Source organism: Stenotrophomonas sp. DDT-1 (assembly GCF_001580555.1).
GTDB lineage: Bacteria > Pseudomonadota > Gammaproteobacteria > Xanthomonadales > Xanthomonadaceae > Stenotrophomonas > Stenotrophomonas sepilia.
In genome coordinates this window covers 1-18,737 of record NZ_LEKR01000010.1, presented here as the reverse complement: position 1 = coordinate 18,737, position 18,737 = coordinate 1, and the positions used below count along the sequence as shown (strand labels likewise).

The window sequence follows — 18,737 nt, the reverse complement described above, 5'->3', positions numbered from 1 at the left end:
GCTCACTCCTGCATCACCACGGGCACCGACTCATCCACCGCATCAGCCACGCGCAGCGCATCCCAGTTGGTCATGCGTACGCAGCCATGCGACTCGGTCTTGCCCACGTGGCCGGGCTCGGGCGTGCCATGCAGGCCGTAATGCGGCTTGGACAGGTCGATCCAGACCCGGCCGACCGGATTGTTCGGGCCCGGCGGCAGCGTCGCCTTCTTTTCGCCCTTGCGCGCATCCCAGAACAGCTTTGGGTTGTAGTGGAACGGCGGGTCGCGGTACACACCCAGGATCTTCCATTCGCCGATCGGCAGCGGATCATGCTGGCTGCCGGATGAGACAGGCACCTGCGCGATCACCTTGCCCTGGGCATCCAGCAGTTGCAGGGTCGAGTCGGATTTGTCGACGACCACCTTGGCTGCCTTCGGTAGCGCCGATGGTGCGATGTTGGGCACCTGAATGCGGTTGCCGGCCTTGCTCAGATCTACGCCCGGATTGAGCAGCTTCAACAGCTCAGGGGATGCGTGGAAGCGTTCGCCCAGCGACTCTTCGACGTTGTTGAAGCCCAACGATTTCAGTTTGGCCTGTGCGGCGGGGCCCTTCGGCACCGCCTGGAACGGCCCGGCGACATCCTCGGCAGTCAGCGTGTAGCTGGCCAGCGGCGTGATCGTATCGGCCTGCAGAGCCTTCCAGGTGGCGTCGTCCAGCTCACCCGTTACGGTCAGCCCGTGCGCCGCCTGGAAGCCTGACACCGCCCGCCGCTGGTTGCTGCCTACCTCACCATCAATCTGGCCCGGAGAGAAGTTCGCACGATCCAGCAGCACCTGGGCATGCAGTGCGGAGCGCACCGCGGTGTCCGGGCCAGCCTTCTCGGCCATGGGGGCGGGCAGTCCGGGCGGCGGCGCCTGCGCGAAGGTAGGTGATGCCAGCAGCGAGATTGCGAGCAGGGTGGATCGGGACACAGATGAGCGCATTGGGATCTCCAGCAGGTACGCCGCCACCTTGCCCGCAGACGGTGCGGAGCCGCCGTGAAAGGGATCTGATACCCGCATGAGCAGACATGTCATTGCGGCCGGCTGGCACCGGCAGGTGCCGCTGGGACGGGGACTCACCAAGGTGAACGGTGGCCGACGCCGTCGATGGGCGGCGATCAAGATTGCCTGCCGTGCCGCCGATAAGCCCACATCCCCCCGTTTTGGATACCCCCATGAACTACTTGAGGAACGTCAGGGTTGCCTGGCGTCTTGGGCTGGGCTTTGGCCTGTTGCTGCTGCTGGTTGCCGCCGTAGTGGCCACCGGCGCCACCGCCAGCGTCGTGCAGAAGCGCGCGATGCAGCAGGTGGTCGACGTCAGCGTGGCCAAGGTGCGCCTGTTGTCGCAGATGCTCGACGCCAACAACCAGATGATGGTGGTGCGGCGCGAAATGCTGATCCGCCAGGGCGAAGACCGCGGCAGCGATGAGAAGCGCATTGCCGATCTGGTCAAGCGCTATGAGGCCAGCTGGGCCGCCTACCAGGCGCTGCCAGGCGATGCGGAGGGCAAGGCCATCGCGGCAACCATCGCGGCCAAGCGTGCCATCGCGCGCCCGCTCAACAAGCAGACCAGCGAACTGATGGAGCAGGGCGACTACCCGGGTGCCGTGGCACTGACCCTGGGCCCGGTGCAGGAAGCGGCCAACGGCTGGAACAAGGCACTGTCCGATGGCGTGGATTTCGAAGAGAAGGAAAGCCGTGAGGCAGCCGCCGAGGCCATCCGCCTGGGCGAGCGCAGCCTGCTGCAGCTGCTGGTGCTGGGCGGCGTTGCACTGCTGGTCGGCATCGGTGCCTCGGTGATGATCGGGCGCAGCCTGACCGGCCCGCTGGCCCGCGCGGTGAACCTGGCCGAGCGCCTGTCCAAGGGCCAGCTGGATCAGGAATTCCGCCTGGGCGGCCGTGACGAACTGACCCAGCTGGGCGAGGCGATGGCCAGCGTGCGCCAGAGTGTGCAGGCGGCGATCGGCGCGCAGTTGCAGATGGCCGAGCAGCACGAGGCCGGTGCAATCCGCTATCGCATGGACGCCAGTGCGTTCCCCGGTGATTTCGGCCGCATGGTGCAGGCCACCAACAGCCTGGTCGAGTCGCACGTGCAGGTGGAACTGCTGATGGCCGAGGTGATGCAGCGTTACGCCATGGGTGACCTCAGCCGCGACCTGCCGGACTACCCAGGCGAGAAGGGCACGCTGACCCGCACCCTGGCGGCGGTGAAGCAGAGCCTGATGGCGATCAACGCGCAGATCGATGAACTGGCCCGCGCCGCACGCGCCGGCGATTTCAGCATGCGTGGCGATGCCGCTGCGTTCCAGTACCAGTTCAAGACGATGGTCGAGCACCTCAACGGCATGATGGCCAGTTCGCAGGCCAGCATCGCCGATGTTTCCGACGTGCTGCGCGCGATCTCGCATGGCGACCTGACCGCACGCATGGAGGGCGAGTACGAAGGCGTGTTTGCGCGCATGCGCGACGATGCCAACACCACCACCGCGCAGCTGACCGGCATTGTCCGCGGCATCCAGGTGGCTGCCGACAGCATCAACAACGCGGCCCAGGAACTGGCCGCTGGCAACAATGACCTGTCGCGCCGCACCGAGCAGCAGGCCGCGAATCTGGAAGAAGCGGCCGCGTCGATGGAGGAGCTGACCTCCACCGTACGCCAGAACGCCGAACTGGCGCGTCAGGCTGACAGCGAAGCGCATGCCGCCGGTGCCGCCGTGCGCGAGACCGAGCAGGCGATGGCACAGATGGCATCGGTGATGGGCGAGATCGATCAGTCCTCGGCACGCATCTCGGAAATCTCCACGGTGATCGACGGCATCGCGTTCCAGACCAACATCCTGGCGCTGAATGCGGCAGTGGAAGCTGCGCGTGCAGGCGAGCAGGGGCGTGGCTTTGCCGTGGTCGCCAGCGAGGTGCGTACGCTCGCGCAGCGTGCCGGTGTCGCCGCCAAGGAGATCAAGGAACTGATCGAGGACGCCGCTGCCAAGGTGAAGAGTGGCCTGGCGGTGACCGTTGAATCGGAAGCCGCGATCGCACGCGTGGCCCAAGCCAGCTCGCGCACCACCCAGCTGATGAGCGACATCGCAGCGGCCAGCAAGGAGCAGGCGGCCGGCATCGAGCAGGTCAACCAGGTGGTGGTGCAGATGGACCAGGTGACCCAGCAGAACGCCGCGCTTGTGGAAGAAGCCACTGCCGCGAGCCGCGCGCTGGAGGAACAGGCGCATGCGCTGACCACATCAGTGGCGGTGTTCCAGATCGAGCAGGACGGTGCAGCCCGCGCCGTGGTGGCGCGCGCGGCCTGACCGTCACCGCGTCGGCACGGCAAAGTGCCGTGCCGACCGAGAAGCCCTCAGCGCTTGAACAAGCGCTCGTGCATCCAGCCGTCGTTGGTCAGCACGAGCGTCGCTTTGCCATCGATTTCGTCCTTGGCTTGATCCGCTAGGTTACGGTAGCTGGCCTGGACCTCTTTCGATCTGGCCCAGCTGTCCGCATCTTCGACCTTGTAGCGGAAGTTCACCTGAGACAATTTCACGCCCATCATCTCGCTGGGCTCGGTAAAGGTGTCCACCTCTGTCACCCTGAACTTGCCGGTGCAGAACGCTGCTTGACCTGCAATTGTTTCTGCGCCGCCTTCTACGAGGAACTTCTTTCCTTTGGAAGTAAGCGCGTACTCGCCAGCCGGTACGGTCGATGTGCCAAACATCGATTTCATTTCAGATGCTTGGCGGCTCAGCAACCCGGCCTCGACCAAGGCGTTGGCCTGCAGGCGCGCGCGCTCTCCCAAGCTGCCATCGTTGGCCAGTCTGAAGGGGAGTTCCCGCGCGGGCAAAGCAGCGCAGAGTCCGTTCTTGGTATCAAGATATTTCTGAATAGCCTTGCCGAAATTGCCCTTGTTGGCGGTCTGGGAACTGCTGCATGCCGCCAGTACAAGCATCAGCGCGCTGGCCGCCAGAACTCGGTTCACATTCTTCATCTCAACTATCCCTGTCAGTGGGTCAATCAACGTAGCCGCTACCACCGAGCGAAGCTACAGGGTGGTGGATGTCGATGATCTGTCCTTGAGGGAGCCCAGCGAGGAGGCCCTGACGGCGATCAGCAGTGCCAGGTGACTTCCGGATTGCTCTGCACGGGATATAGCCGTTTACGACAAACTGCGCGACATGCACTGCCTTCATCGGTGTGCCTGAGCCACGAGTGTCTCTGGATGGCAGAGCAGGTGAGTCGCGCTGTCACCGATGCCGTACGGCCGTTATCGCTCGGTCTTCACTCCTCCATATGAGAGGACGTAGGCCGGCGCCCGCTGATCACGATGACCCTGGCGTGGCCGCCTTCATGGCGCTGGGCGCGGCGAACTACATGACGGTGCGCGGGGGGCAGATCCACAACGCTGGCAGCGGCGAAGTGATCCGCCTGCAGTTGAACGGCGACCGCGCGCCTTTGCCGGGCACTGCGCGCCTGCTCGGTTCCAGCAGCGCGTTCCTGTTCGTCTGGTGGCCGCAGCAGCGGCGTGCCGAGGCCATTCCGATCGCGGCGTTGCGCACGCTGCAGGCGGCTGCCGTGCCGGTGCCCTCAGCTGCAGTGACGGCGGGGCCGTCCCGCTGAGGTAAGGTGCGCGGGTCGCTTGGGACCGACCCAGCGAGAGTAGGCGCTGCGCCACACATCCCGCGCCTGCGATGCGGGCGCGGGCTGTTCCCCGTTTTCGGGGACGATCAATCTCTGCTCCGCGTTCGGGCAGCCTTTTTCGCTGCGGTCTTGCGTGTCGCTGCCTTTCGGGCACGGGTAGCCGCCGCCTTCTTTGCGGCGGCGCTCCGCGAGGCGGCCGTACCCCCCTTATTGGCCGCAACCTTCTTCGCCGTCTTCTTTGCGGCCTTCTTTGTGGCGGTCTTGCGAGCGGGTGCCTTCTTTGCCACCGCTTTCTTCGCAGGTGCCTTCTTCGCTGCCGTCGCCTTGGTCGTGGCCTTCTTTGTGGCCGACGTCCTGGCAGGCGCCTTCTTGGCAGCCTTCTTGCTGGCCGCCTTCTTCGTGCCCTTGCGTGCGCTGCCGCTACGCTTGCCGCCACCGTCCTGCTTGTTCACGGTGGCCCAGGCGATGCGTTCGGCGGTGCTTTCGCTGGCACCGCGCTCGCGCTCGCTTTCCTCGATGTGCTCGGCCTGGCGCTTCTGTTTGTCGGTATATGCGGATTTGTCACCACGGGGCATGACGGTTCTCCTGTTGTAGTAGTCAGGCCAGCAGGCGCAGCTTCGGTTCACGCGCCCACTGGCGGGTGGCGGCCGCCGCCAGGAAGGCCTTGGCGTCTTCCGCTTCGACGATGCCGGCATCATTTCCGACGCGCGCCGCCTTCAGCAGCGCCTGGCCGCCTGCGTCGCTGGCGATGGCCTTCAGGTGCGCCCACGCCTGGCTGACGAACTCGATGGCTGCACTCTCTTTCGACAAGGCCTTCGCGGCTTCCGGACTGAGCACCACGGCTACCGCATCGAACACAGCCGATGGCGTGCCCGCCAGTTGCCCATCCGCCGCCTGCATCGCCCCATCGCTCAGCGTGGCGCCGCCTACTTTGGGCGCGACCAGCTTCACGTCTGCACCCGCCTTCCGCGCCGCTTTGCTCAGGCTGGCCATCACGCGCGCGTCGGAGCCCTCATCAAACAGGATGCCGATGCTGCGCCCCTGCAGGGTGGGCTTGTTGCGCCCGATCACGCGCACCTCGGGAGCGGCAGGCATGTCCTGCGCCGGCGTGGCGGTCGGCGCGGGGTCGGGCAGTGCAGGCAGCGCGAGTCCATCGGCTACGCGCTGCGCCAGTGATTCGTCGATGTTGCGCAGGTGGCTGACGGTACGCACCCGCACCTTGAGTGTTTCCACCTTGGACAATTCGAACACGAGTGCCGATGCCAGATGCGCCTGTTCCGGCTTCTCAAGGCTACGGAAGAACATGCGGGCCTGGCTGTAGTGGTCGGCGAAGCTCTCGGCGCGGGTGCGGCCCTTGCGGCCATCGTCGGCGCTGGCGTGGCTGCGGAAACCCGCAGGCGTCTCGCGCGGGGAGTCCTCCTGCAGCGAGCTGGGATCATAGGCGACGCGACCCTTGGGCACCTGCATCTGCATGTGGCCGTCGCGGTGGTGATTGGCGAACGGGCACTTCGGGGCATTCACCGGGATCTGGTGGAAGTTCGGGCCGCCAAGCCGCAGCAGCTGGGTGTCCAGATAGGAGAACAGGCGGCCCTGCAGCAGCGGATCGTTGCTGAAGTCGATGCCCGGCGGCACGTTGGCCGGGCAGAACGCCACCTGCTCGGTCTCGGCGAAGAAGTTGTCGGGCCAGCGGTCCAGCACCATGCGCCCGATCACCTGCAGCGGTACCAGCGATTCAGGGATGATCTTGGTCGGATCCAGGTGATCGAACGGAAATGCGTCCGCTTCTTCTTCGGTGAACAGCTGCACCGCCAGTTCCCACTCGGGGAAGTCACCGCGCTGGATGGCCTCGAACAGGTCGCGGCGATGGAAGTCATTGTCAGCCGATTGCAGTTTCAACGCTTCGTCCCAGACCGTTGACTGGATGCCCAGCTTGGGTCGCCAGTGGAATTTGACGAACGTCGACTCGCCCGCCTCGTTCAGCAGGCGGAAGCTGTGCACCCCGAAGCCTTCGATCATGCGCAGCGAGCGCGGAATGGCGCGGTCGCTCATCGCCCACATGATCATGTGCATCGACTCGGGCATCAGCGAAATGAAGTCCCAGAAGGTGTCATGGGCCGAAGCCGCCTGCGGGAACGCACGGTCTGGTTCCATCTTCACCGCATGCACCAGGTCCGGGAATTTCATGGCGTCCTGGATGAAGAACACCGGGATGTTGTTGCCGACCAGATCCCAGTTGCCTTCCTTGGTATAGAACTTGACCGCGAAGCCGCGCACGTCGCGCGGAGTGTCCACCGACCCTGCGCCACCGGCCACGGTCGAGAAGCGGGTAAACACGGGCGTCTTCACGCCTACCTCGGTCAGGATGCGCGCCCGGGTGTGGGCGGCCAGAGACCGGGTCAACTCGAAGTAGCCATGTGCCGCGCTGCCACGTGCGTGCACGATGCGCTCGGGAATGCGTTCGTGATCGAAGTGGGTGATCTTCTCGCGTAGGATGAAGTCTTCCAGCAGCGTGGGTCCTCGAGGTCCCTGCCGCAGGGAGTTCTGGTTGTCTGCCACCGGGATGCCCTGATCGGTGGTCATCGCCGGGTGGCTGCCGCCGGCGCGCGGGTGCAGTTCATCGCCGTTGCCGCGGGGGTGGTTTTCGGTTGCGCGCTTGCCGGTCGGCTTGCTGGCGGCCATGGGGGAGGCTCCGGATCATCAAGTGAACCACGACACTGGAACCGAACCCGTTAAACCCAGGTCCGGCAAAGGTGAACGTACGGGCAAAAGCAGGCTCGGGTATGCTTGCCCCATGCGAGTCGAGCCCGCCGACATCGAAGCCCTGTTCGACGCCATCCCGGACGTGCTGTTCTTCATCAAGGACCGCCAGGGGCGGTACACCCACGTCAACCAGACCATGCTGCGACGGCTGGGCCTGCGCGCGCGCAAGGACGTGATCGGGCGCACAGCGGCCGAGATCTACCCGACCGGCCTCAGCGCGGACTATGTCGACCAGGACGCCCGCGTGCTGTCCGGCGAGGTGATCGAGAACCTGATGGAGCTGCACCTGTTCGCCAACCGCGAACCGGGCTGGTGCCTGACCTGCAAGCGCCCGCTGCTGGTCGACGGCGCCATCGAGGGCCTGATCGGCATTTCCCGCGACCTGGGCCAGAAGGACAGCCTGGGCGCGCAGTACGAGCAGCTGCGGCTCGCGCTGGCCCACCTCAACGCGCACTACGCCGAGAACGTGCGCATGCAGACCCTGCTGGACATCACAGGCTTTTCGCTGTCCAAGCTGGAGCGCAGTTTCCGCAAGGTGTTCCAGATGACCCCGCAGCAGGTGCTGACCCGGCTGCGGATCCAGATGGCCATGCACCTGTTGCATGGCGACGACAGCATTGCCTGCATCGGCCAGGCCTGCGGTTTCAGCGACCAGAGCGCCTTCACCCGCAAGTTCAAGGCTGAAACCGGTTTCTCGCCGCGCGCCTATCGCGCCCGGATCGGCGGCAACGTCGGCGAGCCCGCACTGGCCTGAGCCCCCTGCTGCGCTGTGCCTATCCCCGCGGGCCTGGGACAGGGTAAGGTGTCGCCCCTGTAGCCCGCCGCCAGCCCCGCCGATGCCCAATTCGATTCCGACCGCTTCGCCGTCCCGCCTCGGACATTCGCTCAAGCCCCGCCAGCTGATCATGATGGGCCTGGGCAGTGCCATCGGCGCCGGCCTGTTCCTCGGCTCGGGCGTCGGTGTGCAGGCGGCCGGTCCGGCCGTTCTGGTCTCGTATCTGGTCGCTGGCGCGCTGGTGATCATCGTGATGAACGCACTGGGCGAGATGGCGGCGGCCAAACCGACCAGCGGCGCGTTCTCGGTGTACGCCGCCGATGCCATGGGCGCCACCGCTGGCGCCACGGTCGGCTGGTTGTGGTGGGTGCAGCTGGTGATCGTGATCGCCGCCGAGGCGGTGGGTGCGGCCGGGTTGCTTGCCACGGTCTGGCCGGTGGTGCCGGTGCCGATGGCTGCGTTGGCCTTCATGCTGTTCTTCACTGCGATCAACCTGCTCGGGGTGAAGAACTTCGGCGAGTTCGAATTCTGGTTCGCCATCCTGAAAGTGGCGGCGATCCTGGCCTTCATTGCCATCGGCGTGGCACTGCTGATGGGCTGGCTGCCGCAGGTCACCTCACCTGGCCTGAGCAACTTCACCGGACACGGCGGTTTCGCACCGAAGGGCCTGGCCGGGATCGGTGCGGCGCTGCTGGTTGTCGTTTTTGCCTTCGGTGGGACCGAAATCGTTGCCGTTGCGGCGGCCGAAACCGAAGATCCCGAACGCAGCATCGCCCGTGCCATCCGTACCGTGGCCTGGCGCATTCTGGTGTTCTACATCGGCTCGCTGAGCGTGATCATCGCCGTGGTGCCCTGGACCAGCGAAGCACTGAAGTCGCCCTTCGCCGCCGTGCTGGACATTGCGCGCATTCCGGGCGCCGGCACCGCCATCACCCTGATCGCGGTGATCGCGCTGCTGTCGGCACTCAATGCCAACCTCTACGGCGCCTCGCGCATGATGTATTCGCTGGCGCAGCGCCGCGAAGCGCCGGCCGTGCTGGGCTGGACCGATCCGCGGCAGGTGCCGGTCATCGCCGTGCTGGCCAGCGTGCTGTTCGGCTTTGCGGCCACGGTGATGGAGCTGCTGTTCCCGGACCGGGTGCTGCCGGTGCTGCTGAACATCGTCGGTTCCACCTGCCTGCTGGTGTGGACGCTGTCGCTGGTTTCGCAGCTGGTACTGCGCCGCCGCGCCGATCGCCTGGGTACCCGGCTGCCGTTCCGCATGGCCGGTTTCCCGTGGCTGACCTGCTGCGCGCTGGCGATCCTGGCGCTGATCTTCGGCCTGCTGCTGAGCGAGGCGCACACCCGCCTGCAGTTCCTGTCGATGGTGGCGCTGACCGCCACCATCGCCGCCGGCAGCGCCATCGCCCGGCGCATGCGCGAGGCGTGACTGAAGCTGTAGAGCCGACCCTGTGGTCGGCTGCGGTTGCTGTAGTTTCTGTAGAGCCGACCCTGTGGTCGGCTGCTGTTCGCGTAGTCGCCAGCCGAGCGCGGGCTCGGCTCTACAGCCGGCATACATCCGCCGTGCCATCCTGATCGTGTGGGTCGCCAGCGGCCCGTCGACCAGGAGTACCGCATGCTGCGCAGCCGTCCCTTCCTGATGTTCACCGGCCAGGCCGAGGCCGCGCTGGCCCTGTACGCCGAAGCCTTTGCCGATTTCCGCCTGCTGGCCCTGCAACGCCACCCCGAGGGGGCCGGCGCCGGCGTACCCGGACAGGTCCGCCAGGCCATCTTCCTGCTCGGTGGCACCCATTACCTGTGCTTCGACAGCCTGGATGTGCACGACTTCACCTTCAGCCCGTCGATCTCGCTGTTCGTCGAGTGCTCCGGTGCCGAGCAGTTCGAGCGTGCAGCACGCGTGCTGGGCGAGGGCGGCCATTGGTTGATGCCGGTGGGTGATTACGACTTCAGCAACCGCTATGGCTGGGTGCAGGACCGCTTCGGCGTATCGTGGCAGTTGAGCCTGGGACAGATGCCGGACCCGTGATCGGGTAATTGTGGGTGTGGACCTTGGTCCACACGCCCTCATGAAAACGGCCCGCGCAAGCGGGCCGTTTTCTTTATCGATGCAGTGAGGAATCAAGCCTCGACTTCATCATCCTTGTAGGCATCGACCGGGATGCAGGCGCACATCACGTTCTTGTCACCGTACACGTTGTCGACGCGTGCCACCGGCGGCCAGTACTTGCTCTGCTTCAGGCTGGCCAGCGGGAAGGCGGCCAGTTCGCGCGGGTAGGCGTGGGTCCACTCACTGGCGGTCACCGCGGTGGCGGTGTGCGGCGCGTTCTTCAGCGGGTTGTCCTCGCGGTCCAGGCGGCCGTCTTCGATCGCGCTGATTTCCTCTCGGATCTGGATCATCGCGTTGATGAAGCGATCCAGCTCGTGCAGCGACTCGCTCTCGGTCGGTTCGACCATCAGCGTGCCCGCGACCGGGAAGCTCAGGGTCGGGGCGTGGAAGCCGAAGTCGATCAGGCGCTTGGCGACGTCCTCGGCGCCGATGCCGCTGGTCTTCTCCAGCGGGCGCACGTCCAGGATGCATTCGTGCGCCACCAGGCCGTTGCGGCCGGTGTACAGGGTCTTGAAGTGCGGGGCCAGGCGCTTGGCGATGTAGTTGGCGTTGAGCTGCGCGACCTGGGTGGCCTTGCGCAGGCCTTCGCGGCCCATCATCGCGATGTACATCCAGCTGATCGGCAGGATCGAGGCGCTGCCGAAGCTGGCCGCGCTGACCATGCCGACCGGGCCGTTTTCACCGAGCTTGCCCGGCAGGAACGGGGCCAGGTGCTCCTTGACCGCGCACGGGCCCACGCCCGGGCCACCACCGCCGTGCGGGATGCAGAAGGTCTTGTGCAGGTTCAGGTGCGAAACGTCCGAACCCCACTTGCCCGGCTTGGCCACGCCGACCAGGGCGTTCATGTTGGCGCCGTCGGTGTACACCTGGCCGCCGTGCTTGTGGATGATCTCGCAGATCTCGACCACCTCTTCCTCGAACACGCCGTGCGTGGACGGGTAGGTCATCATGATCGCGGCCAGGCGGTCGCTGTACTTCTCGGCGTTGAGGCGGATGTCCTCGACGTCGACGTTGCCGTTGGCATCGGTCTTGGTCACCACGACCTTCATGCCGCACATCTGCGCCGAGGCCGGGTTGGTGCCGTGCGCCGAGTCCGGGATCAGGCAGATGTCGCGGTGGCCTTCGCCGCGCGAGCGGTGGTAGGCGCGGATCGCCAGCAGGCCGGCGTACTCGCCCTGCGCGCCGGAGTTCGGCTGCAGGCTGACCGCGTCGTAGCCGGTGCATTCCACCAGCATCGCTTCCAGCGTATCGATCAGTTCCTTGTAACCCAGCGCCTGGTCGGCCGGCACCAGCGGGTGGATCTGCGAGAACTCCGGCCAGGTCACCGGGATCATCTCGGCGGTGGCGTTGAGCTTCATGGTGCACGAGCCCAGCGGGATCATCGTGCGGTCCATCGCCAGGTCCTTGTCGGCCAGCGAACGCAGGTAGCGCAGCAGTTCGTGCTCGCTGTGGTGGGTGTTGAACACCGGATGGGTCAGGAACGCCGACTGGCGCAGCAGGCCGGCCGGCAGTGCGTCGGCGGTGCTGGCATCCAGCGCATCGACGTCGGCCTGCGCGCCGAACACGGCGGCCAGCGCGACCACGTCGGCGCGGGTGGCGGTCTCGTCCAGGCTGATGCCGACCGAGTCGCTGTCGATCGCGCGCAGGTTGTAACCGGCGGCGCGTGCCTTGGCGTGGATCTCATCGGCATGCACGCCGGTGATGTGCAGGGTGTCGAAGAAGTCGCCACCGACCTGCACGCCGGCGTTGCGCAGTGCCGCAGCCAGGATCGAGGCCAGGCGGTGGGTGCGCCGGGCGATGCGGGTCAGGCCTTCCGGACCATGGTAGACCGCATACATCGAGGCCATCACCGCCAGCAGCACCTGTGCGGTACAGATGTTCGACGTCGCCTTCTCGCGGCGGATGTGCTGCTCGCGGGTCTGCAGGGTCAGGCGATAGGCCGGGTTGCCCTGGGCATCGATGGAGACACCGATCAGGCGGCCCGGCATCGAGCGCTTGTAGGCGTCACGGCAGGCCATGAACGCGGCGTGCGGGCCGCCGAAGCCGAACGGCACGCCGAAACGCTGGCTGTTGCCGACCACGATGTCCGCGCCCCATTCGCCCGGTGCGGCCAGCAGGGTCAGCGCCAGCAGGTCGGTGGCCACGGCCACCAGGCCGCCGCGTGCGTGCACGGCCTCGACCAGGGCCTTGTAGTCGCCGACCTGGCCGAAGGTGTCCGGGTACTGCAGCAGCAGGCCGAAGGCTTCCGCTTCCAGTGCTTCGGCGGGGGTGCCGACGCGCAGCACGATGCCCATCGGTTCTGCGCGGGTGCGCAGCAGTTCCAGGGTCTGCGGGTGCACGGCGTCGTGCACGAAGAAGGTGTCCGACTTCGACTTGGCCGAACGCTTGGCCAGGGTCATCGCTTCGGCGGCGGCGGTGGCTTCGTCCAGCAGCGAGGCGTTGGCGATCTCCATGCCGGCGAGGTCGGCGCACAGGGTCTGGAAGTTGATCAGCGCTTCCATGCGGCCCTGCGAGATCTCGGCCTGGTACGGGGTGTAGGCGGTGTACCAGGCCGGGTTTTCCAGGATGTTGCGCAGGATCACGTTCGGGGTATGGGTACCGTAGTAGCCCTGGCCGATGAAGCTGCGCAGCACGGTGTTCTTGTCGGCGATCGCGCGGATCTTCGCCAGTGCCTGCACTTCGGTCATCGACTCCGGCAGCGCCAGCGGTGCCGGCGACTTGATCTTGGCCGGCACGATGGCATCGGTCATCGCATCCAGCGACGCGTGGCCGACGACGTCGAGCATCTGCGCGATCTCGGCATCGTTGGGGCCGATGTGGCGCTCGACGAACGCATTGTGGTGCTCGAGCTCACGCAGGGAAGGGGTGTTCTGGGACATGGCGAAGGATCCGTCAGGAAAGGGCACACGCACGGGCACAAGCCGCCGGTCGGCGGTCTGCGGGGCGCCCCTCTGTCCTTTTGCCTGAGAGTTTAAAAGCGCGGCGGACCGCAGCTTCGTGCCCCTTCGGCGCCGGATCGAACCGGTCTCTCCAGAGTTCTGTTACGGGTGGTATCGGGCCTGAGCGATTACGGGCGTTGCGCCTTCGGCAGCGGTGTTCCGCTTCTCCCACCGTGTTGCCGGCGGATTATAGCCCGTTGCGGGCCCGCTGGCCGCCTCCCGGCACGGCCCCGCGGCTGAATGGCCGATGGCCCGGACGTGCGTTTTGTGCATCGCTGCATGGCATCGGGCGCAATCCCCACCTATGATGGCCGGATACCCGAATTCATCTGGCGCCGTCCCTGCAGAAGGGGACCGGCGCCCGCCGTGCGTGCCACGCATGGCCCTGCCGGACGCCTTTCTCATGACCGCCGCTGTTGCTCCCTCCACCCGCCGCATGGCCCTGCTGCTTGCCGGCCTGGCCATGTTCGGCCCGTTCTCGATCGACACCATCTTCCCGGCCTTCCCGCAGCTGGCCCGGCGCCTGGCGGTGGACGAGGTGGCGGTGCAGCAGACCATCAGCGTCTACCTGCTGTTCTACGGCCTGATGAGCCTGGCGCACGGTCCGCTGTCCGACGCCTGGGGCCGCAAGCGGGTGATCCTCGGTGGCCTGGTGGTGTTCGTCGGCGCCTCGGTGGGCTGTGCACTGTCCACCGACCTGACCACGCTGCTGGCGTTCCGTGCGCTGCAGGGCCTGTCGGCGGGTGTCGGCATGATCGTCGGCCGCGCGGTGATCCGCGACCTGTACCATGGCCATGACGCGCAGCGGCTGATGAGCCAGGTGTCGATGCTGTTCGGCATCGCCCCGGCCATCGCGCCGATCATCGGTGGCTGGATCCTGCTCAGTGGCGCGGGGTGGCCGCTGATCTTCTGGTTCCTGGTGGTGTTCGGGCTGGTCCTGCTGGCGGCCACTGCACGCTACCTGCCCGAGACCCATCCCGTCGAAGCGCGCGTGCCGTTGTCACCGCGCGCGTTGATGCGTGATTACGTGCGCATCGGTTTCAATCCACGCTTCCTGCGCCTGGCGCTGGCCGGCAGCATCGGCTTTGGTGGAATCTTCCTGTACATCTCCTCGGCGCCGGTGTTCGTGATGCAGCACCTGCACCTGGGCGAGGGCGGTTTCGCCTGGTTGTTCATCCCGACCATCGGCGGCATGACCACCGGCTCATTCCTGTCCGGGCGCATGGCCGGGCACACCACGCCCACCCGCCAGGTCTCCATTGGTTTCGGCCTGTGCGCATTGTCAGTGCTGTTGAACGTTGGCTACGTGGTGCTGTCGCCACAGTTCGTGCTGCCATGGGCGGTACTGCCGATCTTCCTGGGTGGCATGGGCATGGCGCTGATCTTCCCGATCCTGGCGCTGGCGGTGCTGGACATGTACCCGCATCAGCGCGGCCTGGCCTCGTCGCTGCAGGCCTTCGTGCAGCTGATGATCAGCACCGTGGTGGCCGGCGTGGTGTCACCACTGCTGAGCGGCAGCCCGCTGCACCTGGCACTGGGCCAGGCGGCGTTCTTCGGCGCCGGTTTCGTGTTCTGGTACTGGGAACACCAGCGCGAGCGCGCGGCGCGGGCAGCCTGCACGGGTCACTGAGCAGCGCGCAGGGGTAGGGTGGGCCGCGATGCCCGAAACACTTGCGGCAGGGAACGGCCGGACTAGGCTGGGCATTCCAGCCAGCCGGTGCGTGGGTGCACGACAGCCAGCCGACCCAATGTCGTTGCATGAGGTTTCGCCATGGCTGCGCAGCAGACCTACCGCCTGTTCGAGGTGGCGCTGAAGGAGCGCCGCGTTCTTTCCCCTTCCCTGGACCGCATGGTGTTCACCGGCGCCGACGTGGCGCGGATGAAGACCGAAGGCCCGGACCAGCGCATCAAGGTGTTCTTCCCCTTGCCCGGGCAGGACCTGCCACAGGTGCCCAGCGGCGAGGACTGGTACCCCCGCTACCGGGCGCTGCCGGACGATCAGCGCCCGCCGATGCGCACCTATACCATCCGCCAGCTGCGTGCAGAGCTGGGCGAAGTCGATGTTGATTTCGTGCTGCATGGCGAGACCGGGCCGGCCTCGCGCTGGGCCATCCACGCGCGACCGGGCGACCGCGTAGTGCTGCTGGCCCCCGATGCCGACTGTGCCGACAGCAGCGAAGGCTGGGAATGGAGGCCGCCGGCCGGCGTCGGCCAGGTGCTGCTGGTGGCCGATGAAACCGCGCTACCGGCGGTGGCTGGCATTCTTGAGGAACTGGCGGCCATGGTCGACCCACCGCGCACGCTGGCGCTGCTGGAGGTGGCGCAGGCCGGTGATGCGGTGCACCTGAAGGCGCCCTCCAGCGCCGAGCTGGTCTGGCTGCCGCGCGGGCAGGCCGCCTACGGACAGCCGTTGCTGCAGGCGGTCCAGGCGCGGTTGGCAGCGACCTCGAGCGTGGCTGCCGGCGATGCGCTGGAGGAGATCGACGTCGATACGCAGATCCTCTGGGAGCAGGCCGATACCCGTGTGGCCGGTCCGCTGTATGCCTGGGTGGCGGGTGAGGCGGGGGCGGTGATGGCGATCCGCCGCCACCTGGTGCGCGATTGCGGGCTGGACCGCCGCGCGATCACCTTCATGGGCTACTGGCGGCATGGCAAGGTGCTGGACTGACCGGACTGGATCGAGCACGCGTGAAGCAGCGCTGCGGGCGGGGTGCGCTATCCTTGCGCCCCCCTTCGCAGCGGTACCGCACCATGTCCACCAGCTCCAAGACCCGCCGCGACCAGCGCCGTCGCCAGGAAAAGCAGGCCGCCAACAAGGCCGCTGCCCAGGCCTCGCCGGTGGAGCCGCATGCCGAACTGCGCGACGCGCAGCGCACCCTGCTGGCCGGTGTCGTGCGCCGCGACGGCGAATGGGTGCTGGGCATGGACGGCCGCATCGCCGGCCACAGTGACTCCGCCGCACAGGTACTGGCGCTGATCATGCAGGCAGGTGAACTGCACGAGCGCAACGGCACGCCGGTGCGCCTGATGTACTCCGATGCGCTGCGCGACGCCGCGCATGCCGAAGCGAAAGAGAAGGGCCAGACCTTCGAGGAATTCAAGGCGGAACTGGCCGCGGCGATGGCGGCGAAGAAGGACAGCTGATCGCGCCGAATCTGTAGAGCCGAGCCGTGCTCGGCTTGCCGTGCGCAGCACGGTGGAAACGCAGCCGAGCATGGCTCGGCTCTACAACACGGAGAAGGGGCGGATCCTTGCGGATCCGCCCCTTTTCTCATTTCGCCGCCGGGGCCGCGTTGGCCTGCCAGCCACACATCTGGCCTTCGTTCTGCTGCTTCAGCCACTCGTTGACCGGAGTGAAGTACTCGATCATCGGGCCGGCATCGAGCTTGTCGGTGCCGGTCAGCTCCTTCAGCGTGGCCTGCCACGGCTGGCTGGCACCCTTGCTCAGCATCGCCCAGTATTTCTGGCCGGCTTCCTTGTTGCCGTAGAAGGTGCACTCGTGCAGCGGGCCCTTGTAGCCGGCCGCATCGCACAGGCCCTTGTAGAACTGGAACTGCAGGATGCGGGCCAGGAAGTAGCGGGTGTACGGGGTGTTGCCCGGCACGTGGTACTTCGCGCCCGGATCGAAGAATTCCTCGCCACGGGTGCTGGCCGGGGCCACGCCCTGGTACTTGGCCTTCAGGTCCCACCACGCTTTGTTGTAGTTGTCGGCGGTGATCGAACCATCGAACACGCCCCAGCGCCAGCGGTCGATCATCAGCCCGAACGGCAGGAACGACACGCCCGACAGCGCCATGCGCATCTGGTTGTTGATGACCGCTTCGCGGCTCTCGGTCGGTGCATCGACCAGGCCGATCGAGCTGAGGTACTTGGGCGTCATCGCCAGCACGATGGTGTCGCCGATCGCCTCATGGAAGCCATCGTTGGCACCGCCCTGGAACAGCGGCGGCAGCGGGTTGTAGGCCAGGTCGTAATAGATATGGCCCAGCTCGTGGTAGATGGTGGTGAAGTTCTCTTCGTTCGGCTTGATGCACATCTTGGTGCGCACATCGCCTTCCATGTTCATGTCCCAGGCGCTGGCGTGGCAGACCACATCGCGGTCGTCGGGCTTGATGAACTGGGTGCGTTCCCAGTAAGACTGCGGCAGCGACGGCATGCCCAGCGACACATAGAAGTCCTGTGCGCGTTCGGTCATCTGCTTGGCGGTACGCAGTTCGGCTTCGCGCTGCGCCTTGTACTGGGCAGCCACGTTGGCGTCCTTGCCTGCCTTGGCCAGCGCCGCGCTCAGGTTGGTCTGGTACTGCTTTTCCAGTGCAGCGGTGATGTCCAGGCTGCCGGCACCCGGGTACGGTTCCAGCTGGTCCCACAGGTTCGACCAGTCCTGCTGCCACATGTTGCCCAGCAGGTGCGCGGCAATCAGGCCGTTGCCCACTTCGGCCTTGTCCTTGCCGTAGGTCTTGTCCAGCTTGCCGCGTGCGTAGCAGTGCAGCTGCTCGTACATCGGCTTGACCTGTTCCCAGAGGCGGTCGGTTTCCGGGCCGATCTGCTCCGGCGGCATGTCGTAGCCGCTGCGCCACATCTGGCCGGCGTCGGCAAAGCCCATGCCCTTGGCGCCTTCGTTCACCAGGCCGACGAACCTCTGGTAGTCGCCGCGCATGCTCTTGGTGGTGCTGTGCCAGCCCTGCCAGGCGTCGAGCTGCTTGTCATAGTCGCGGCTGCGCGCCAGCACCTGTTCCAGCTCGCCCAGCTGGCGGCAGGAGTTCGGATCATTGGCATCGGTGCAGTACTTGCCGGCACCGTAGCTGCCTTCCATGCGCGTGGCGATCTGGGTCAGCTCGGCCAGCTTGGCCGGGTCGCGCGGTGCAGGCATCGACGACATCAGCTTCAGCAGGTGGATCGCGCGCTTGCTGTCCTCGCTCATCGGCTTGCCTTCGAACTTGGCGGCCTGTTCGATCCAGCTGTTGAGCTGGGTCAGCGAACGCTCGTTGGCCTTGGCCGCAATGCGTTCCGAATCACCGTTGATGTAGGTGGAGGACAGCCACTGCGCCGAGGTCATCTCCGGGTAAGCGGCCTTGAATTCGGCATTGATGCGGGCCACGAACTGGTCGGCGGTTTCACCGGCCGGAGCGCTGCTGCTTGCGGTGTCGGTGCCTGGGGCAGCTTCCTTCTTGCAGGCGGCCAGGGCCAGCGTGGCGGCGGCGATTGCCGAGGCCAGCAGGAGATGACGGTGTTTCACGGGCGGTCCTTGGGTGGTGAACGACGGCCGAAGGCTAGTGGGCAGTGGCTGCGACCGCAAGTGGCGGAAGTCGGCCTGGCGGCGCCCGGCACCCGCAGAGGCCTTCAAGCAACGGCAAAGGCCGAAGCAGCAGCAACAGCGGACTGTCCGTGGTTTGGCGGGGCGGTGTCGGAGTGCGGGGACGCCGCAAGTACGTCCGTGTAGGCTTGGCAGCCGCATGCTCGTGTGCGCTTTCCTGCGCACACGGCAAGACCGGGGTTGGGCGTCCTGCCCA

At 66.4% G+C, this 18,737-nt stretch carries 14 protein-coding genes and 1 riboswitch; of the genes, 8 read left to right on the top strand and 6 right to left on the bottom strand.

Going from position 1 to position 18,737, the window contains the following annotated elements; all coding sequences use genetic code 11:
- Positions 1-2: 2 nt before the first annotated feature.
- Positions 3-965: a L,D-transpeptidase family protein gene (locus AB839_RS07205; protein WP_061478846.1), complete on the bottom strand. Its 963-nt coding sequence runs from the start codon at positions 963-965 to the stop codon at positions 3-5.
- Positions 966-1,198: 233 nt separating this feature from the next.
- Between AB839_RS07205 and AB839_RS07200 the strand changes: the two genes are divergently transcribed.
- Complete coding sequence (locus tag AB839_RS07200) at positions 1,199-3,325, top strand: methyl-accepting chemotaxis protein (protein WP_061478845.1); 2,127 nt, start codon at positions 1,199-1,201, stop codon at positions 3,323-3,325.
- 47 nt (positions 3,326-3,372) lie between these two features.
- Here the strand turns inward: AB839_RS07200 and AB839_RS21865 are convergent, their stop codons facing one another.
- The gene (locus AB839_RS21865) at positions 3,373-3,996 is read right to left on the bottom strand and encodes a hypothetical protein (protein WP_061478844.1); all 624 of its coding nucleotides are present in this window, start codon (positions 3,994-3,996) and stop codon (positions 3,373-3,375) included.
- A 347-nt stretch (positions 3,997-4,343) separates the two neighbouring features.
- Here AB839_RS21865 and AB839_RS07190 point away from each other — a divergent pair, with 347 nt between their 5' ends.
- Complete coding sequence (locus AB839_RS07190; protein WP_061478843.1) at positions 4,344-4,625, top strand: hypothetical protein; 282 nt, start codon at positions 4,344-4,346, stop codon at positions 4,623-4,625.
- A gap of 107 nt (positions 4,626-4,732) precedes the next feature.
- Here AB839_RS07190 and AB839_RS21015 read toward each other — a convergent pair whose 3' ends face one another.
- Positions 4,733-5,221 (bottom strand): hypothetical protein, encoded by a 489-nt coding sequence (locus tag AB839_RS21015; RefSeq protein ID WP_082783300.1) that lies wholly within the window; start codon positions 5,219-5,221, stop codon positions 4,733-4,735.
- Between the two features lie 22 nt (positions 5,222-5,243).
- On the bottom strand, positions 5,244-7,325 hold the full coding sequence (locus tag AB839_RS07180) for a catalase (RefSeq protein ID WP_061478841.1): 2,082 nt from the start codon (positions 7,323-7,325) through the stop codon (positions 5,244-5,246).
- Positions 7,326-7,437: 112 nt separating this feature from the next.
- On the opposite strand from AB839_RS07180, the gene AB839_RS07175 reads away from it, so the two are divergent.
- The 3 genes from AB839_RS07175 to AB839_RS07165 all read left to right on the top strand — a co-directional run bounded on the left by AB839_RS07175 (position 7,438) and on the right by AB839_RS07165 (position 10,207).
- Positions 7,438-8,160 carry an AraC family transcriptional regulator gene (locus tag AB839_RS07175; protein ID WP_005418296.1) on the top strand — a complete coding sequence of 241 codons (723 nt, stop codon included), beginning with the start codon at positions 7,438-7,440 and terminating at the stop codon, positions 8,158-8,160.
- Between the two features lie 82 nt (positions 8,161-8,242).
- On the top strand, positions 8,243-9,610 hold the full coding sequence (locus AB839_RS07170) for an amino acid permease (protein WP_061478840.1): 1,368 nt from the start codon (positions 8,243-8,245) through the stop codon (positions 9,608-9,610).
- A 186-nt stretch (positions 9,611-9,796) separates the two neighbouring features.
- Positions 9,797-10,207: a VOC family protein gene (locus AB839_RS07165; protein WP_005418291.1), complete on the top strand. Its 411-nt coding sequence runs from the start codon at positions 9,797-9,799 to the stop codon at positions 10,205-10,207.
- Positions 10,208-10,299: 92 nt separating this feature from the next.
- On the opposite strand, the gene gcvP is transcribed toward AB839_RS07165, so the two are convergent.
- Positions 10,300-13,167, bottom strand: a complete 2,868-nt coding sequence (gene gcvP, locus AB839_RS07160) for an aminomethyl-transferring glycine dehydrogenase (RefSeq protein ID WP_061478839.1) — start codon at positions 13,165-13,167, stop codon at positions 10,300-10,302.
- 62 nt (positions 13,168-13,229) lie between these two features.
- Positions 13,230-13,332: riboswitch (glycine riboswitch) on the bottom strand.
- A 298-nt stretch (positions 13,333-13,630) separates the two neighbouring features.
- On the opposite strand from gcvP, the gene AB839_RS07155 reads away from it, so the two are divergent.
- The 3 genes from AB839_RS07155 to AB839_RS07145 all read left to right on the top strand — a co-directional run bounded on the left by AB839_RS07155 (position 13,631) and on the right by AB839_RS07145 (position 16,371).
- Positions 13,631-14,857, top strand: a complete 1,227-nt coding sequence (locus AB839_RS07155; protein WP_061478901.1) for a multidrug effflux MFS transporter — start codon at positions 13,631-13,633, stop codon at positions 14,855-14,857.
- Positions 14,858-14,998: 141 nt separating this feature from the next.
- Positions 14,999-15,895: a siderophore-interacting protein gene (locus AB839_RS07150; protein WP_061478838.1), complete on the top strand. Its 897-nt coding sequence runs from the start codon at positions 14,999-15,001 to the stop codon at positions 15,893-15,895.
- Between the two features lie 83 nt (positions 15,896-15,978).
- Positions 15,979-16,371, top strand: a complete 393-nt coding sequence (locus AB839_RS07145) for a hypothetical protein (protein WP_005418286.1) — start codon at positions 15,979-15,981, stop codon at positions 16,369-16,371.
- A 127-nt stretch (positions 16,372-16,498) separates the two neighbouring features.
- Here AB839_RS07145 and AB839_RS07140 read toward each other — a convergent pair whose 3' ends face one another.
- The gene (locus AB839_RS07140; protein ID WP_061478837.1) at positions 16,499-18,463 is read right to left on the bottom strand and encodes a M2 family metallopeptidase; all 1,965 of its coding nucleotides are present in this window, start codon (positions 18,461-18,463) and stop codon (positions 16,499-16,501) included.
- Positions 18,464-18,737: the final 274 nt, after the last annotated feature.

Excerpts from the sequence above, each read along its gene's own strand:
- AB839_RS07200 (WP_061478845.1), top strand. The coding sequence starts at position 1,199 with ATGAACTACTTGAGGAACGTCAGGGTTGCCTGGCGTCTTGGGCTGGGC.
- AB839_RS21015 (WP_082783300.1), bottom strand. The coding sequence starts at position 5,221 with ATGCCCCGTGGTGACAAATCCGCATATACCGACAAACAGAAGCGCCAG.
- AB839_RS07145 (WP_005418286.1), top strand. The coding sequence starts at position 15,979 with ATGTCCACCAGCTCCAAGACCCGCCGCGACCAGCGCCGTCGCCAGGAA.
- AB839_RS07175 (WP_005418296.1), top strand. The coding sequence starts at position 7,438 with ATGCGAGTCGAGCCCGCCGACATCGAAGCCCTGTTCGACGCCATCCCG.
- AB839_RS07165 (WP_005418291.1), top strand. The coding sequence starts at position 9,797 with ATGCTGCGCAGCCGTCCCTTCCTGATGTTCACCGGCCAGGCCGAGGCC.
- AB839_RS07170 (WP_061478840.1), top strand. The coding sequence starts at position 8,243 with ATGCCCAATTCGATTCCGACCGCTTCGCCGTCCCGCCTCGGACATTCG.
- AB839_RS07205 (WP_061478846.1), bottom strand. The coding sequence starts at position 965 with ATGCGCTCATCTGTGTCCCGATCCACCCTGCTCGCAATCTCGCTGCTG.
- gcvP (WP_061478839.1), bottom strand. The coding sequence starts at position 13,167 with ATGTCCCAGAACACCCCTTCCCTGCGTGAGCTCGAGCACCACAATGCG.
- AB839_RS07150 (WP_061478838.1), top strand. The coding sequence starts at position 14,999 with ATGGCTGCGCAGCAGACCTACCGCCTGTTCGAGGTGGCGCTGAAGGAG.
- AB839_RS07155 (WP_061478901.1), top strand. The coding sequence starts at position 13,631 with ATGACCGCCGCTGTTGCTCCCTCCACCCGCCGCATGGCCCTGCTGCTT.
- AB839_RS07180 (WP_061478841.1), bottom strand. The coding sequence starts at position 7,325 with ATGGCCGCCAGCAAGCCGACCGGCAAGCGCGCAACCGAAAACCACCCC.
- AB839_RS21865 (WP_061478844.1), bottom strand. The coding sequence starts at position 3,996 with ATGAAGAATGTGAACCGAGTTCTGGCGGCCAGCGCGCTGATGCTTGTA.